Source organism: Rothia sp. HMSC066G07, from assembly GCF_001814485.1.
In the GTDB taxonomy this organism is placed as follows: Bacteria; Actinomycetota; Actinomycetes; order Actinomycetales; family Micrococcaceae; genus Rothia.
In genome coordinates this window covers 35519-51033 of record NZ_KV816933.1, presented here as the reverse complement: position 1 = coordinate 51033, position 15515 = coordinate 35519, and the positions used below count along the sequence as shown (strand labels likewise).

Here is a 15515-nt window from a genome sequence, read left to right as displayed (position 1 = left end):
CCCCGGCATGAGCTCAGAGCGTAGGCGACAGAGAACGGGCGCTCGCAACGGTGCGTTGTGGGGATAATAGAGGAAGGAACGCGTGAAGGATTTAGCCCGCACGCAACAATAGGTACAGAACGTAAAGGAGCCCAGGATGAGCATTATTTTTGATCCGGCAGACCGCGGCGCATCCCAGAACGCGGCACAGGGTCATGTCGCGCAGGGTGGTGCAGCGCAGAACGGGGCAGCGCAGGAGATTCCCGCCTCCGTACGCAACGCCATGGAACTGAACCCCAACGCTGGGGCACAGAACGCAGCGGCACAGTCTGCTGGCGAACAGGGCGGCGAGCAGACCCCCTCCGCCCCCACCTGGCGTTACGAGGTCAACACCCCCGAAGAGTTCCAGAAGTTCGTGCAGCTTTCCAGCCAGGGTGCCGTGATTTTTGCGCTCTACGCGCCGCACTCGCCCTCCTCTCTGCAGATGCTCGAAGGCGTGCAGAAGCTTGTTGATTCCGCCGCAGGCACCATGATTTGCGCCGCCGTGGACGTCACCAAGCTCCCCGAAGCTGCCCAGGCATTCGGCGTGAGCGGCGTGCCCGCGGGCGTTGCTGTTCTGGCGGGCCGCCCGGCACCGATTTATACCGGCCCGGTCAGCGCAGAAGACCTCGGTGATGTGCTCTCCCAGGTTCTGCAGCTCGCGGCACAGTACCAGTTGCCCGGCGGCTTCGACCCGGTTGTTCCCGACGATGAAAAGCCCCTGCCGCCTCTGCATGCCGAAGCCGTCGCCGCCCTCGACCGCGGTGACCTGGAGGGTGCCCGCGCCGCATACCACAAGGCAATCACCGAGAACCCCGGCGATAAGGAAGCGAAGCTCGGCCTGGAACAGGTTGAACTGCTCGCCCGCGTGAAGGACCTGGACATGGCAACCGAACGTGCGGCCGCCGCGGCAGACCCCATGAACATTGAGGCGGCATTCAACGTAGCAGATCTGGATCTGGTGGGCGGCCACGTGGAGGACGCGTACAACCGTCTGCTGCGCCTGTTCAGCGCAGTAGGTCCCGATGATAAGGCGCGTGTGCGCGAGCGTCTCGTGCAGCTCTTCGACGTGGTGGGTGCATCTGACCCGCGCACCGTCAAGGCGCGTGCGGCACTGACCATGGCGCTGTTCTAAAAACGGCTGTCACCCCGGAAACGTCATGAGCCGGTCTAGCTAGCTCTGGCTAATCTAGGCGGCTGAAACGTTGAATGCGGACGGGCTATCGTCTACCCCTGCGCTCGGGATGCGGGGGAGGCGGTAGCCCGTTCTGTTTTGCGGTTTTTGGCGGTTTTGAGGGTGGGGAGAACGGCCAGCCCAATCTGACAGATAGCGCGCTAGGACGCTATATGTAGAGCCCCGGAATGTCCATAATATGCGTTGTGAGTACTTAATAATGCAGGTTTCATCACCAAACCTGCTAGACCTCATGGGGGGGGGTGGTAGGGTGAAAATATGAACACTAGTCACTTTCCCCAGGACCCGAACCTGCAAGAACCAGGTTCACCGCAGAACCCGGTACAAGAGACCAACCCGGTACTAGAGACCACAGTAGAGGCAACCCCCGCCGCGGCAGCACCCCAGGCTGTAGCCTCCGAATCTGTAGCCCCAGAAGCTCTTGAAGCTGTAGTTCCCGCATCGGTAGCACCGCAGCTACCCGTCACCCCGCAGACTATACCTGCAGCTGGCGCTCGCCCCGCCATCGAAATCCGCGGTCTCACCAAGGCATTCGGTCAGAAGGTCGCCGTCGACCGCATCAACCTCGACATCCCCTCCGGATCCTTCTACGGACTGGTCGGCCGCAACGGCGCCGGTAAAACCACCACCATCTCCATGGTCACCGGCATGCTCAAGCCCAATGAAGGCACCGCCTACGTGCGCGGCATCGACATGTGGGCCGACCCGCTCAAAGCCAAAGCGCACCTGGGTGTGCTGCCCGACGGCGTGCACCTCTTCGACAAGCTCACCGGTGAACAGCTCATCACCTACTCCGGCTACCTGCACGGGATCGATAAGGAAACCGTTGCCTCCCGCGTCAAGGACCTGCTCGCCGCAATGGACCTGACCGACGCTGCGGGCCGTGCCGTTGCCGACTACTCCGCCGGTATGACCAAGAAGATTGCGCTCGCCGCCGCTCTCGTTCACGCGCCCTCCGTGCTGATCCTGGACGAGCCCTTTGAGGCGGTCGACCCGGTTTCCGCCGCTAATATTCAGGACATTCTGCGTGGCTTCGTTGCCTCCGGCGGAACTGTCATCATCTCCTCGCACGTGATGGACCTTGTCCAGCGCCTGTGCGACCACGTAGCCGTCATGGACTCCGGCCGTATTCTCGCCGCCGGAACCGTCGACGAAGTACGCGCCGGCATGAGCCTTGAAGAACGATTCGTGCAGCTGGTCGGCGGCCGCACCTCCTCGGAAGGATTGTCATGGTTGGGCACCTCGTCTCACTAAAGTGGCAGTATGTGCTCGCCGCCTTCCGCCGTAGCATCTGGGCGCTCATCGGCCTGATTTTTGCGGCGCTCTACGCGGGCGGTATGCTCTTCGGCCTCGGCTCCGCATACTTTATCGCTAACTCGGAGGTACCCGAATACGGTCAGCTCGGAACCCTCCTGGTAGGCGCGGTTATTGCGCTCGCCTGGGCTATTGTCCCCATTTTCTTTAGCGGACTGGACGGCACCCTGGACGAGAGCCGATTCGTGCTCTTCCCCATCAAGCCCTCCACCCTGCAGAAGGGCCAGTTCCTCGGCGGGTTCGTGGGTATCCCCGGCATTGCCAGCATCATTGCCGTGCTGCTGGGTGCGATCGCGTTTATATCGCAACCGCTCGCGCTGGTCGTGTACCTCATCTGCTGCGTGCTCGGCCTTGCGAACCTCATGGTGTGGGCTCGTCTCGCCAACCGCCTGGGCATGGCGCTGAATGATAACCCGCGCATCGCCAACACCCTGATGATCGTTGCCATGCTACTGATGATGAGCGCCGGCTTTATCTTCGGTGGAACGATAACCTACCTGACCAAGCACTGGGAAGAGGTGCTGCCCTACCTGCCGTGGCTCAGCGTGACGCCCTTCGGGTCGGCATTTGCGGTGCCCTACTTTATGGCGACCGGCAATATGGGCACCGCCCTTGGTTGCCTGGCTCTGACCCTCGTCTACCTGGCTGGCGGATGGTGGCTGTGGGGTAAGAACCTGGCACGCTCCATGGCGAATGTGGGCGGTAGCGCGCACCACGCGAGCGCAGCTGAAGTCGCCGCGGGTGATTTGGGTCTGTTGGCACGGTTCCCCGCAACCCCGCGTGGTGCCGTGGCGGCACGAACCCTGCACTCATTTCTGAAAGACAACCGTCTGCAGCTGCTGACCGCAAGCACCGCCATGCTTTACCTGATACTGACGGTGGCTATGCCCCTGTTCCTGAGCTCTGTAGGCTCCTTCGAAAGTCGGGCCAGTTTTAACGGCGTCAACGCGGCTGAAGCTAACCAGATCATCAATAGCGGCGTGATGCAGCTCTTCGGATTCTGGATGTACTTCTGCACCGTCTTCACCGGCTACTACATGTGCTATCTCGTCTCCTACGACAACACCGCATTCAGCCTGCACGTGCTCTCCCCGCTACGCGGTATTGACGATCGTCTCGGCCGTCTTTGGGGTTACAGCATCCTGATGGTTCCGATCGTGGTGGTGATGGTGTTCGTCGCCTCAGCGGCAAATGGACACCTGGAGCTTTTCCCCATCGTGCTGATGCACCAGCTGGGCGTGCTCGCCGCAGCGGCTGGTATGGGCAGCGTGATGGACACCTTCATTAGCCCGCCCGTGGCGCCTCCGGGTGCTAACCCGTTCAAGAACCCGAAGAACAATGAGGGCTTCGCTAATCAGTTGCTGCTCATGCTCACCGTAATTCTGGTGATGCTCAGCGCGCTACCCGGCGGTATCTCGGTTGTTGTGTACATTTTCGTGACCCAAGATCTACTAACCCTCGTCTACGGTGGCTTGATTCAGCTGCTGATTGGTGCCGCACTGCTCGTGGGCGGCGTGGCATGGGGCGGTCACCGCTACGACAAGGTCAGCTCCAAGATGCTGGAGCGTGTGGCACGCTTCCAGGCGAACTAACAAGAGTCGAAGCTCCAGCACATCAGGAATAAAAGAGAAGGGTTCCGTGTTAGGTACTAAGCCTGGCGCGGAACCCCTTTTCTGTGCCGCACGAATTTCTAGCCCTGAACTTTCTAGCCCCGAACTTCTAGCGGAAAGAAGCTCACCGCAATACCTAAGAGTCTATGGTTGAGCTGTGGTCTGCCTCCATATTGACCGCCCGGGGGCTCAGCACCTCCCAACTGCTACTAAAATAGAGAAGGCGCCAATCACCCAACCGTGCAGCGGCACCCCTCACCCTATGTATCCCACCTCATCATCAAGGAGAAACATGAGCTCGATCGAAGGCATCGAAGACCCCTTTGGCCCAGGAACCGCAGGCGGCACCGCACTGCTCGAACGCGAAGAAACCCAGCTTTCTGAGCCCGGCGACCACGAGCGCTTCTCCCACTACGTACGCAAGGAAAAGATCCTCGAATCGGCGCTGACCGGTGAACCCGTGCGCGCCCTCTGCGGCAAAATGTGGGTACCCGGCCGCGACCCGCAGAAGTTCCCCGTCTGCCCCCAGTGCAAGGAAATCTACGAAGGCCTCGCACCCGGCAACGACGGCGACAACGGCTCCGGCGAATAATACACGCCAGACGACACGCCTCAGACAACACATCCTGGGCAATACAACCTGGGCGATACGCCTGAATAAATACGAATAAATAACACGCCGCAGCAAGACTCAACGGCCCAACACCGCTCATGAGACTTTGCTGACGAGCACCAAATTCTTGCACCACAGCCCGGCCCAACCCGCGGATGTGGTGCTAGAATTTAACCTCGCTGTGCCCGGCGGGCATCAGCCGTCCCGAGCCTAACCCGCCGCAACAGCAGATGCAGACGAGGAAGAAGGAGAGAATGAGCGCACCCGCAGAGGAAACCACCCTATTCGACAGTATGGTGAAGCCGAAGCTCTCCCCGGCATACCCCGACCGCGCCCCCTGGGGTACTTCCGTCAGCCTGCGCGCCTGGCAGGCAGAAGCCATGCAGAAGTACTTCGAAACCAACCCCCGCGACTTCATGGCTGTGGCAACCCCCGGCGCGGGTAAAACCACGTTTGCGCTGACCCTCGCCAAGGAACTATTTAACCGCGGCACGGTCCGCCAGCTCATCGTTGTGGCGCCCACCGACCACCTGAAAAAGCAGTGGGCAGACGCCGCCGCGAAGGTCGGTATTCCTATTGATCCGAACTTCAAGAACGCGGATGTGACCATCAGCCGCCACTACAAGGGTGTGGCGCTGACCTACGCGCAGGTGGCGAATAAGCCGCAGCTGCACGCCCGCAACACCGAGGCGACGAAGACCCTCGTGATTTTTGACGAGATTCACCACGCCGGCGACTCCCTCTCCTGGGGTGACGGCCTGCGCGAGGCATTCGACGATGCGACCCGCCGCGTGGCGCTGACCGGTACCCCGTTCCGTTCGGACACCTCCCCGATTCCGTTCGTCACCTACGAGGTCGACAATGACGGTATCCGCCGCTCCAAAGCGGACTACTCTTACGGTTACGGCCCCGCGCTGAAGGACCACGTGGTGCGCCCGGTCATCTTCATGGCGTACTCGGGCCAGATGCGTTGGCGCACCTCCGCTGGTGAGGAAATGGCGGCAAACCTCGGCGAAGGCTTCACCAAGGACATCACCTCCCAGGCATGGCGCACCGCCCTCGACCCCAACGGAGAATGGATTCCGACCGTGCTCGCGGCGGCCGATAAGCGCCTGACCGAGGTGCGCCGCACCGTGCCCGACGCCGGTGCGCTCGTCATCGCAACCGACCACGCGGACGCCAAAGCCTACGCCGAACAGATCCAGAAAATCACCGGCGAATACCCCGCCGTGATCCTCTCTGACGACCGTGAAGCCTCCGCGAAAATCGACGAATTCCGTGAAGGCATGCAGCGCTGGATGGTTGCCGTGCGCATGGTGTCCGAAGGCGTGGACGTGCCCCGCCTCGCCGTGGGCGTGTACGCCACCAGCACCAGCACCCCGCTATTCTTCGCCCAGGCTATTGGCCGTTTCGTGCGTGCCCGCAAGCGCGGCGAAACCGCCTCCGTGTTCCTGCCGTCGGTGCCGCAGCTGATGATGCTCGCCAACGACATGGAAGTAGAACGCGACCACGCCCTCGACCGCGGCGCACCCCAGGAAATCGACCCCATGGTTGAGGGCCTGGACGATCACCTGCTCGAAGAAGCAAACCTCGAGGAGCGCGCCTCCGAGCAGCTGGCACGCGGCAAGTTCGAGGCGCTCGGCTCCGAGGCGTCCTTCCACGGTGTGCTGTTCGACGGCGCCGAGTTTGCCTCCGGCAACCTTGCCGTGGGTAGTGAGGAGGAGCAGGACTTCCTGGGTATTCCGGGCCTGCTGGATGCCGAACAGGTCGGTACGCTGTTGCGAGCGCATCAGCGTGAGCATGCGGCGCGTCGCCCGGCGATTGCGGCGCCTTCAGTGGTGGATCACCGCCAGTTGAAGGATTTGCGCAATAAGCTGGCGAAGAACGTGGCGGCGTGGTCGATTCGTTCGGGTCAGCCGCACGGCGTGATTCACAATGAGCTGCGTAAGATTTGTGGCGGCCCGGCGGTTGCGCAGGCTTCTGCTGAGCAGATTCAGGCGCGTATCGATAAGCTGTCGGACTGGTTCGTGGGCCGACGCTAGAACGTGAATAGAACGTATAGAGAAGCCCCGCGAGTGAGTGCGCTCGCGGGGCTTCTGCGTATATGAAGGAAAACTATAGTTCTTTGAGTGATTTTTACCTGAAGGTTTTTTCAGGTGCTTAAAAGCACAAAAGAGGAAAAATCTGCCGGGTGAATGGTGGGAATGTGTGGTTCTTAAATTCTAGATGTGGCTTTTGAATCTTTATTTCGAGAAAAACATCGCCTGAAGGTTGTTTATGGAAGATGTATCAGAGGGATTTAGGGGAGAAATGTGTGTGAATAAAAGTTCAAGTACTGGTTGAATACTGCATGTCAAAGTGGGTTTATGGAAGATTGTGTGCGTTTTTCGCTTGAAATTTTAATACGGGGGGGGGGTATGCTTTCTCCAAGTGTTGGGTTTCCCTGTGCTTTTGAAGCTGACCTTTGTGTTTTTGATCTTCTGGCTGTGCAGGGGCTGACGCTTGTATAGAAACATCATGCATTCACTCTCTTCTGCACGCTATGTTCACTTTTTGTGTGTGAGTTCTGCCCTGCGTGGATTTATCGGCCGCGTTCTTGGTGGGAGTGAATGCCCAAGATATCACTCTCGAAGGACATACATGTCTACTAACATTTCTCGCCGCAAGGTTGTTGCTGGCGCAGCATGGGCTGCTCCGGTTGTTGCAGCATCTGCTGCGGTTCCCGCTTTCGCATCTTCTACTGAGTGCGCGTACGCATCTGCTCCCAAGTTCAATATCTCTGGCCAGCCTTCCGGTGCTAAGAACACCCAGAAGTTCACCGTTCCCGCGAAGGTCGACAAGATTCGCTTCGAGGTTGCCGGTGGCGCAGGTGGCGGTTCTGCATCTGTCGCCGGTGGTTCCGGTGCTCTCATTACCGGTGAGATTCCCGTTAAGGAAGGCCAGGTTATTGAGCTGGTCGCCGCTGCCGGTGGTGTAGCATACCTGACTCAGGAAGCTGGCGTTCAGAGCGATAAGCTCTGGGTTACTCGCCCTGCAACCGGTGGTGAGGGTTACGGTAACGGTGGTGACGTGAATTCCTTTACCGTTCCCTCGGATGTGGTTTCTAAGGTGACTGCTCGTTGGAGTAGCGCATCTGACATGAACCGTTACCTCTACGGTGGTTCCGGTGGCGGCTCCTCTGCGCTGGTGGTTGACGGCACCGTGGTTGCCCTCGCAGGCGGCGGTGGCGGTGCGGGTATGCGCACCCAGCCCGGCTCGAACAACTACGGCCAGGGCTCCCCTTACTACAACAAGGACGCTAAGGATATGGGTGTTGCTCTCCTTAGCGATTCCGAGAACCCCGGTCTGATTGCTGCAGGTGCAAGCGCATCCGCAGCTACCGGTGACACTGCTGAGACCGGTGTTTCCTGGTTCACTCACATGCGTGATGCATCGGGTAAGCGTCCTGCTCGCGGCAAGATGATGGTTGCAGGTGGCGCTGGTGGCGGCAACGGTACCGGTGGTGCCGGTGGCGAAAAGCCCGAGCTCTTCACTGCTAAGAACGCCTACGGCTTCGCAAGCTTCGTCTCCACCAACAACCAGGAGATTTACAGCTCCTCCACCGCAGGTAACCAGGGTGGCAACGGCTTCGATGGTAAGGGTGCAGACGGTGTCAGTGCATACTCCTACGAAGTAGATAACAACGACCCGAACATTCCGGAGAAGCTGCCCAAGACTGACGGTAGTGGTCTCGGTGTCCTGGAATACCCCAACGTTGGTTACAACTTCAACGGCTACCAGGGCGTTGTCTCCGCAGGTGGTGGCGCAGGCTACGGTGGCGGTGGCTCCGGTGCAGCTCGTGCACTGGCGGCAATCCAGACCAGCCAGAAGTGGAACGGTAACTCCGCTCCTAACGGTCTGCGTCAGAATGTGGGTACCATGATCCAGGCCGGTGCTGGTGGCGCAGGTGGCTCCTACGTTGCACCCTCCGTTGCCGAGAGCTCCATCGCTTCCGCTGGTAACGGCGCAAAGGAAGCCGGTACTCGTAACCCCGGTTACGTAAAGGTAACCCTCTGCGAGCGCTCCTAATAGCGTGCATACCCGAGTATTCCTATCTGAGTGCTCGGTGGGTTAGACACTAACCCCTCCGGTTCTCCCTCTCCTGAAAACTCATCAGGAGTGGGGAGAACCGGCCCCTAAGTTTTAGTCCCCCAGAGGTGCATCCGCGCATATCTGGCATGAGGACTGTGTACTTCTCTGGCGAGTGGTCTCTTGGTGTATTTTGGCCACTCACGGAGAACGCCATTGAGTGATGTCTCGTTGAGTCTCAACGGTGAAACCAATGGCTTTGAGGAAAAGGTTGGTAGTAATGCGCCAACCTGAAGGCCCGCAGACACTTTGATGCCTGCGGGCCTTCGCTACACCCAAAACATGTTCACCACAGCCTTGGGTTGTCAGAACAGATAACCCCGGAAGGTATACACCTACGAAAAGGCGGGGAGCCTGGGATAGTACATCCCAGGCTCCCCGCCTCTGTATATTCAAGGTCTCTGTATATTCAACGCCCGCCTGAAATGGTGAGCTGTCTACAGTGATAGTGGAGGTTAGAGAACCTCAACCACCTCGACGCCCTCATCTTCAAGCTCGGCAACCACGTCGTCGAGCTTGTCCTCGTGCACGGGCGCGGTCAGGTCAAGCAGCACGCGAGTCTCGTAGCCTGCATCGACCGCATCGCGAGCGGTTGCCGACACGCAATAATCGGTGGCGATACCGACAACATCGACGAACTCGATACCGCGCTCATCCAGCCACTCCGACAGGGGAGTCTGCGGACCGTCCTCGGATGCATCCGCACCAGGCTCGTGCTCGCCGGTCGCGACCTCATCCTCGGGAGCGAGAAGACCCTCAAAACCCGAGTAGGCTGCCTCGAAGCGGCCCTTGCGGAAGTACGCCTCAATGTAGTCGGTGTCCAGGTTCTCGTGAATCTGCGAGCCTTCGCTCTTGGCGACGCAGTGCACCGGCCAGGAGTCAACGTAGTCCGGGGTATCGGAGAAGTGCGAACCCGGATCAATATGCCAGTCCTGGGTGGCAACAATCGCGTCGTAGCGGTGGTGGTTGTTCTCCACGTATTCGCTAATCAGCGCGGCAACGTCCGCACCGCGCTCGGTGGCGAGGGTGCCGCCGGCGCAGAAATCGTTCTGCACATCAACAATAATCAGTGCCTTAGACATGTCTGTCCTTTACAAGTAGGAGTGAGTTTTCACTCTGATTCGCCAGATGAAAACAGTATCTCAGAAGGGTGGTTTAGATGAACTCGGTAGGAATGATTGGCTCACCCTCCGAGAGGCGGCGGGCAGCTTCGGGAAGCTCAGCCAGGGAGGCTGCGTGGCGGGCGGTTGCGCGGCGCACGCCTTCCTCACCGGTGAAGCCGGGCAGCAGCTCGCCGTTGCGGACGAAGTCCACCATGAGCGGGCGGGTGTCCTCGAGCAGGTTCGGGTCCTCGTGGGTGCCCAGAACCTCGGCGGTGGCGATACCCATGCCGTTGAGGCGGCGGGCCGCACGCTTGGCGCCACCAATGGAGGCCTTGCCAGCCGACGCCTTAGCGACCGGCTGCATTTCACCGGCAGAGTTTTCACGCTCAACGACCTTGTACACCATGGAGGAGGTCGGCGCACCGGAGCCGGTGACCAGCTTGGTGCCCACGCCGTAGGAGTCCACGGGTGCTGCCGCCAGGGAAGCGATAGCGTACTCGTCCAGGTCGCTGGTGACGGTGATCTTGGTGTGGGTGTTGCCGAGCGAATCGAGCAGTTCACGCACGCGAGCCGCGGTGGCGACCAGGTCGCCGGAGTCCAGGCGCACGCCGCCGAGCTCTTCGCCGGCGAGTTCCACGCCGAGGCGGACTGCATCGTCCACATTGTAGGTGTCGACGAGCAGGGTGGTGCGGGCGCCGAGGGAACGCAGCTGCGCCTCGAACGCTTCACGTTCGCTGTCGTGCAGCAGGGTGAAGGCGTGGGCGCTGGTGCCGATGGTGTGCAGGCCGTAGCGCAGGCCAGCCGCCAGGTTGGAGGTGCCCGCGAAGCCGGCAATCACGGCGGCGCGTGCGGCGGAGACTGCGGCGCGTTCGTGGGCGCGGCGCGAACCCATTTCGAGGCAGGGGCGGTTGCCTGCGGCGGCGCTCATGCGGGAGGCAGCGCTCGCCACGGCGGAGTCAAAGTTCAGGATGGACAGCAGGTAGGTTTCGAGGACGCATGCTTCGGCGAAGGTGCCTTCGACCTGCATGACGGGGGAGTGGGGGAAGAATGCTTCGCCTTCTGCGTAGCCGCGGATGTTGCCGCTGAAGGTGAAGGATTCGAGGTAGGAGAGGGTTTCTTTGTTGACGATGTTGCGGGAGGAGAGGAAGGAGAGTTCTTCGTCGTTGAAGCGGAAGTCTGCGAGGCCTTCGAGGAATCGGCCGGTGCCTGCGAGGATGCCGTAGCGGCGGCCTGCGGGCAGGCGGCGGGTGAAGACTTCGAAGGTGCACTTACGGTTGGCTGCGCCGGAGGCGAGTGCCGCCTGGAGCATGGTCAGTTCGTAGTGGTCGGTGAGAAGAGAGGTAGTAGCCATGTGTTTATTGTAGTGGGGGATCAGGGTATTTTTCCTCTTGAGTCGGCGTGTCAATCACTACATAAAGTATTCTTGACTCTAAGTGGTGTAGTATGACAAATTACCAGCACTCTGTGCGGGAGCAACGCAGGACGAACACCGCAGTAGTGCAGGGCGAACACCGCAGTAGCGCAGGACGAACACCAGAGCAATACAGAGGCAACACAGGGGCAACACATACCCGCCCGTATAATCAAAGGGAACCGGCCGCAAAGGAAACCAATGAACACTACCGCCGTGACCCTCTCCACCGGAACCCTCGAGGATACCGACCTCGACACCGCCTTAGAGAACATCCTCGCCACAGACACCCCCTGGAAAGTCATCGTCTGGAACGATCCAGTCAACCTCATGACCTACGTGTCCTACGTCTTCCGCAGCCACTTTGGCTACTCCCGCGCCCGCGCAGAAGAGCTCATGCTGCAGGTGCACAACAACGGCAAGGCAATCGTCTTCACCGGCTCGCGCGAAGACGCCGAAAAACACACCCAGGCAATGCACGCCTGGGGTCTGCTGGCAACCTTCGAGAAAGTAGAAAACTAATGGCGCGACCCTTCCGCCGCACCCCCGGAGGCTACACCGCCTCCTTCGAACCCGCCGAACGCGACCTGATCCGCGAACTCGCCGAAGACGTGCGCGCGCTGTTGCGCCCGGCAGATACCACCGCCGACGGCGGCACCGTCGACCCGCTGGAGGCGCTGGTCGGCATCACCGAAAACCCCACCATCCCCGCCGACAGCGCCGTGGCGCGTCTGCTCCCCGCCGCAAGCAGCGACGACGAGGCCGCCACCGAATACCGCCGCTACACCGAACGCGACCTGCGAGAAACCAAACGCGCGAACCTCGCCATGCTCGCCTTCGACATTGAATCCAGCGACCTGCGCCTGAACGAAGAACACGCCCGCGCCTGGGCTGCCGCGCTCGGCGATATTCGCCTGGTGCTCGCCGACCGCCTCTACATCGTGGACGAAGACACCGCAGAAGATATTGCGGCATTCACCGACCCTTCCGAGATTGAGACCCAGGAAGAGTACATGGCTGTGGTGTACAACTTCGTCTCTTGGGTTCAGGACTCGCTCATGCTCGCCATGCTCGACGGGCTGGACGACGAAGAAGAGGAAAAGCCTGGCGGAGTATTTGGCGGGGCAAACGAGCAAGAATAGAACGAATTTTTCGAATTACCCCTCAAACTACCGTCATATACAACCACATAATGGTGGTTCTCGACTCATCTAAGCGCTCAACGGACTAAAAGGGTAATCTTAGCGAGTTAGCATAGAACGAGGTACCCGACCGATAACGAAGTGTAGGTGACACATGAGTGAAAGCATTGACGCGACCAATCCCTACCGTGCCCGCACCCCCTGGGGTAGCCCCGCGCCCGTAGGCCCCACCGCCGCGGCCCCCATTGGCGTCTTCGACTCCGGTGTCGGTGGACTCACCGTGGCACGCGCCATCATGGACCAGCTGCCTCACGAACGCATCATCTACGTCGGCGACACCGCCCACGGCCCCTACGGCCCCCTCAAAATCGCAGAAGTACGCGCCAACGCGCTACGCATCATGGACGAACTCGTCGACTCCGGCGTGAAAATGCTCGTCATCGCCTGTAACACCGCCTCCGCAGCGGTGCTCCGTGACGCCCGCGAACGCTACACCCGCCAGTACGGCATCCCCGTCATTGAGGTGATTCAGCCCGCCGCCCGCCGTGCGCTCGCCGCAACCCGCAACCGCAAGATCGGCGTGATTGCGACGGAGGCGACCGTCACTTCCCGCGCCTACGAGGACACTTTCGCGATCACCCCGAACCTTGAGGTGCACTCGGTGGCGTGCCCGCGCTTCGTGGAGTTCGTGGAGAAGGGCATTACCTCCGGCCCCGAGCTGCTGGAGACCGCCCGCGAGTACCTGCAGCCGCTCAAGGATGCCGGCGTGGACACCCTCGTGCTCGGCTGTACCCACTACCCGCTGCTGGCCGGCGTGATTTCCTACATTATGGGTGAGGACGTCACCCTGGTTTCCTCTGCGGATGAGACCGCGAAGGACGTGTACCGCGAACTGCTCAACCACGCCATTGAAAGCCCGGTCCCCGAGGAAAACCCGCACCACGAATTCCTCGCCACCGGCGAATCTGAGACGTTCTCGCAGCTGGCGCGCCGCTTCCTCGGCCCCGAGGTCACCAACGTGCGCCACACCAGTTCCGTGGCGGAACGCTACCCGACCGGCTCGCTGGCAGCACTCACCCCCGAAATGCTTGCGGCACACCGCAACATCACCCTCGACGAATCGGCAGACCCTGCAGAGGCAGCACACACTGTCGCGGGCACCGAATTTTCCGGCACCACCCCTAAGGACGACACCTCATGCGTCTAACCGTTATCGGTTGCACGGGCTCCTTTCCCGGCCCCGTCTCACCGGCTAGTTGCTACATGCTCACCGCCACGGACTTCGCGGGTCGAACCTGGCGCATCATCATGGACATGGGCAACGGCTCCCTCGGCATGCTCCAGCGCCATATCGACCTGAGCGATATCGACGCGATTCTGATTTCGCACCTGCACCCAGACCACTGCATCGACCTGTCCGGTCTGCACGTGGCAGTCAAGTGGGATCCGCGCGGCTGGCCCAAGGGTCGCATTCCGCTGTACGGTCCCGCCGCGATTAACGAGTACCTTTCGGCAACTCACGGCCTGGACCCGGAGCCGGGCATGAGCACCGAGTTTGACTACCACACCTGGACTGAGGGCGAGCCCGTGCAGATTGGTCCCTTCCGCGTGGAGCCGTTCCGCGTGGTTCACCCCTCGAAGGACCCGTACGCGCTGCGCATCACCTGCAACGACCGCGAGGGCCACACCGTGTTCTCGTACTCGGGCGATACCGACCTGTGCGAGGGCCTGGTCAAGGCTGCGCGCGGTGCTGACTTGTTCCTCTGCGAGGCGGCATACCAGGAGGGTCGCGACGACGCCCTGCGCGGTATTCACCTGACCGGCAAGCGTGCCGGCGAGGCCGCCACGGAGGCGGGTGTGCGTAACCTGCTGCTGACCCACTTGCCCGTGTGGAACGACCCGGACATCGCCCGCGCGGAGGCGCGCAGCGCCTTCTCCGGCCCGGTCGGCATTGCCGAAATGGCGGCAAGCTACCGCATCTACCCGCGCCCGACGGAGGCTCACCCGGTCACGTCCACCCTGAACGTGGTGGAGGTGCTCGATCCGCCGCTGAACACCGCGATTGCGCTGCCCAAGCCCGAGCTGGACTAGACCAAACCCGAGCTGGACTAGACCAAACCGAGCTAGGCTAAAACGAGCTGGACTAGTGCAAACTGCGCTCAGCTCCGCCTGCCTTTCGACATAGAGTCAACAGACAGACACAGATTCCGCAGACAGATTCAAGGAGAACCCATGACTGCAACCCGCGAAGACGGCCGCGCCCTCAACGAGCTGCGCCCCATCACCATTACCCGCGGCTGGTCCCGCAACGCTGAGGGCTCCGCCCTCATCGAGTTCGGCAACACCCGCGTGCTGTGCACCGCATCCTTCACTGAGGGCGTGCCGCGCTGGCTCAAGGGCGAAGGTAAGGGCTGGGTGACCGCCGAGTACGCGATGCTGCCGCGCGCCACCAACACCCGTTCTTCTCGCGAGTCGCTCAAGGGCCGCGTGGGTGGCCGCACCCACGAGATTTCTCGCCTGATTGGTCGCTCCCTGCGTGCGGTCATCAACATGGATGAGCTGGGCGAGAACACCATCGTGCTTGACTGTGACGTTCTGCAGGCTGACGGCGGCACCCGCACCGCCTCCATCACCGGCGCGTACGTGGCGCTGGCTGACGCTATTTCTTGGGCGAAGGAGCAGAAGATTCTGCCCGCTAAGGCGAACCCGCTGATCGATTCGGTGTCCGCAATTTCGGTGGGCATTATTGACGGCACCCCCATGCTGGACCTGCCCTACACCGAGGACGTTCGCGCCGAGACCGACATGAACGTGGTCGTCACCGGTAGCGGCAAGTTCGTTGAGGTTCAGGGCACCGCCGAGGGTGCACCTTTCGACCGCGACGAGCTCAACAGCCTGCTCGACCTGGCGCTGGAAGGCACCGCTGAGCTGGCTCAGATTCAGCGTGAAGCACTGGCACACTAACCCGTCCCAGTAACTAG

The 15515-nt window shown here is 61.0% G+C and carries 13 protein-coding genes; 11 read left to right on the top strand and 2 right to left on the bottom strand.

The genetic code is table 11. From position 1 onward, the window contains the following. Positions 1 to 136: 136 nt before the first annotated feature. The 6 genes from HMPREF2971_RS08495 (at position 137) to HMPREF2971_RS08470 (ending at position 8818) form a co-directional block, all read left to right on the top strand. The gene (locus HMPREF2971_RS08495; RefSeq protein WP_070692525.1) at positions 137 to 1153 is read left to right on the top strand and encodes a co-chaperone YbbN; all 1017 of its coding nucleotides are present in this window, start codon (positions 137 to 139) and stop codon (positions 1151 to 1153) included. A gap of 318 nt (positions 1154 to 1471) precedes the next feature. Beyond that, positions 1472 to 2467, top strand: coding sequence for an ABC transporter ATP-binding protein (locus tag HMPREF2971_RS08490; RefSeq protein WP_070692522.1), 996 nt, complete (start codon positions 1472 to 1474; stop codon positions 2465 to 2467). Continuing rightward, entirely contained in the window at positions 2443 to 4119 is a 1677-nt protein-coding gene (locus HMPREF2971_RS08485; RefSeq protein ID WP_070600362.1) for a transporter, read from the top strand. Before HMPREF2971_RS08490 ends, HMPREF2971_RS08485 begins: the two co-directional genes overlap by 25 nt. Before the next feature lie 310 nt (positions 4120 to 4429). Continuing rightward, positions 4430 to 4729, top strand: coding sequence for a DUF3039 domain-containing protein (locus HMPREF2971_RS08480; protein WP_005506434.1), 300 nt, complete (start codon positions 4430 to 4432; stop codon positions 4727 to 4729). A gap of 275 nt (positions 4730 to 5004) precedes the next feature. Beyond that, positions 5005 to 6792 (top strand): DEAD/DEAH box helicase, encoded by a 1788-nt coding sequence (locus HMPREF2971_RS08475; protein WP_070692518.1) that lies wholly within the window; start codon positions 5005 to 5007, stop codon positions 6790 to 6792. Positions 6793 to 7390: 598 nt separating this feature from the next. Continuing rightward, complete coding sequence (locus HMPREF2971_RS08470; protein ID WP_070692515.1) at positions 7391 to 8818, top strand: transcriptional initiation protein Tat; 1428 nt, start codon at positions 7391 to 7393, stop codon at positions 8816 to 8818. A 515-nt stretch (positions 8819 to 9333) separates the two neighbouring features. Here HMPREF2971_RS08470 and HMPREF2971_RS08465 read toward each other — a convergent pair. Further along, a complete protein-coding gene (locus tag HMPREF2971_RS08465; protein ID WP_070692512.1) occupies positions 9334 to 9960 on the bottom strand; it encodes an isochorismatase family protein in 627 nt (208 codons plus the stop codon). A 73-nt stretch (positions 9961 to 10033) separates the two neighbouring features. Next, the gene (locus tag HMPREF2971_RS08460) at positions 10034 to 11332 is read right to left on the bottom strand and encodes a nicotinate phosphoribosyltransferase (RefSeq protein WP_049350315.1); all 1299 of its coding nucleotides are present in this window, start codon (positions 11330 to 11332) and stop codon (positions 10034 to 10036) included. 261 nt (positions 11333 to 11593) lie between these two features. Between HMPREF2971_RS08460 and clpS the strand changes: the two genes are divergently transcribed. The 5 genes from clpS to rph all read left to right on the top strand — a co-directional run bounded on the left by clpS (position 11594) and on the right by rph (position 15498). Next, on the top strand, positions 11594 to 11914 hold the full coding sequence (gene clpS / locus HMPREF2971_RS08455) for an ATP-dependent Clp protease adapter ClpS (RefSeq protein WP_005507825.1): 321 nt from the start codon (positions 11594 to 11596) through the stop codon (positions 11912 to 11914). Next, complete coding sequence (locus HMPREF2971_RS08450) at positions 11914 to 12534, top strand: DUF2017 domain-containing protein (protein ID WP_070506624.1); 621 nt, start codon at positions 11914 to 11916, stop codon at positions 12532 to 12534. Before clpS ends, HMPREF2971_RS08450 begins: the two co-directional genes overlap by 1 nt. Positions 12535 to 12688: 154 nt before the next feature. Continuing rightward, complete coding sequence (gene murI / locus HMPREF2971_RS08445; protein ID WP_070692509.1) at positions 12689 to 13741, top strand: glutamate racemase; 1053 nt, start codon at positions 12689 to 12691, stop codon at positions 13739 to 13741. After that, positions 13732 to 14625: an MBL fold metallo-hydrolase gene (locus tag HMPREF2971_RS08440; RefSeq protein WP_049350312.1), complete on the top strand. Its 894-nt coding sequence runs from the start codon at positions 13732 to 13734 to the stop codon at positions 14623 to 14625. Before murI ends, HMPREF2971_RS08440 begins: the two co-directional genes overlap by 10 nt. 141 nt (positions 14626 to 14766) lie before the next feature. Continuing rightward, a complete protein-coding gene (gene rph / locus HMPREF2971_RS08435; RefSeq protein ID WP_005506419.1) occupies positions 14767 to 15498 on the top strand; it encodes a ribonuclease PH in 732 nt (243 codons plus the stop codon). The last annotated feature ends 17 nt before the right edge of the window (positions 15499 to 15515 follow it).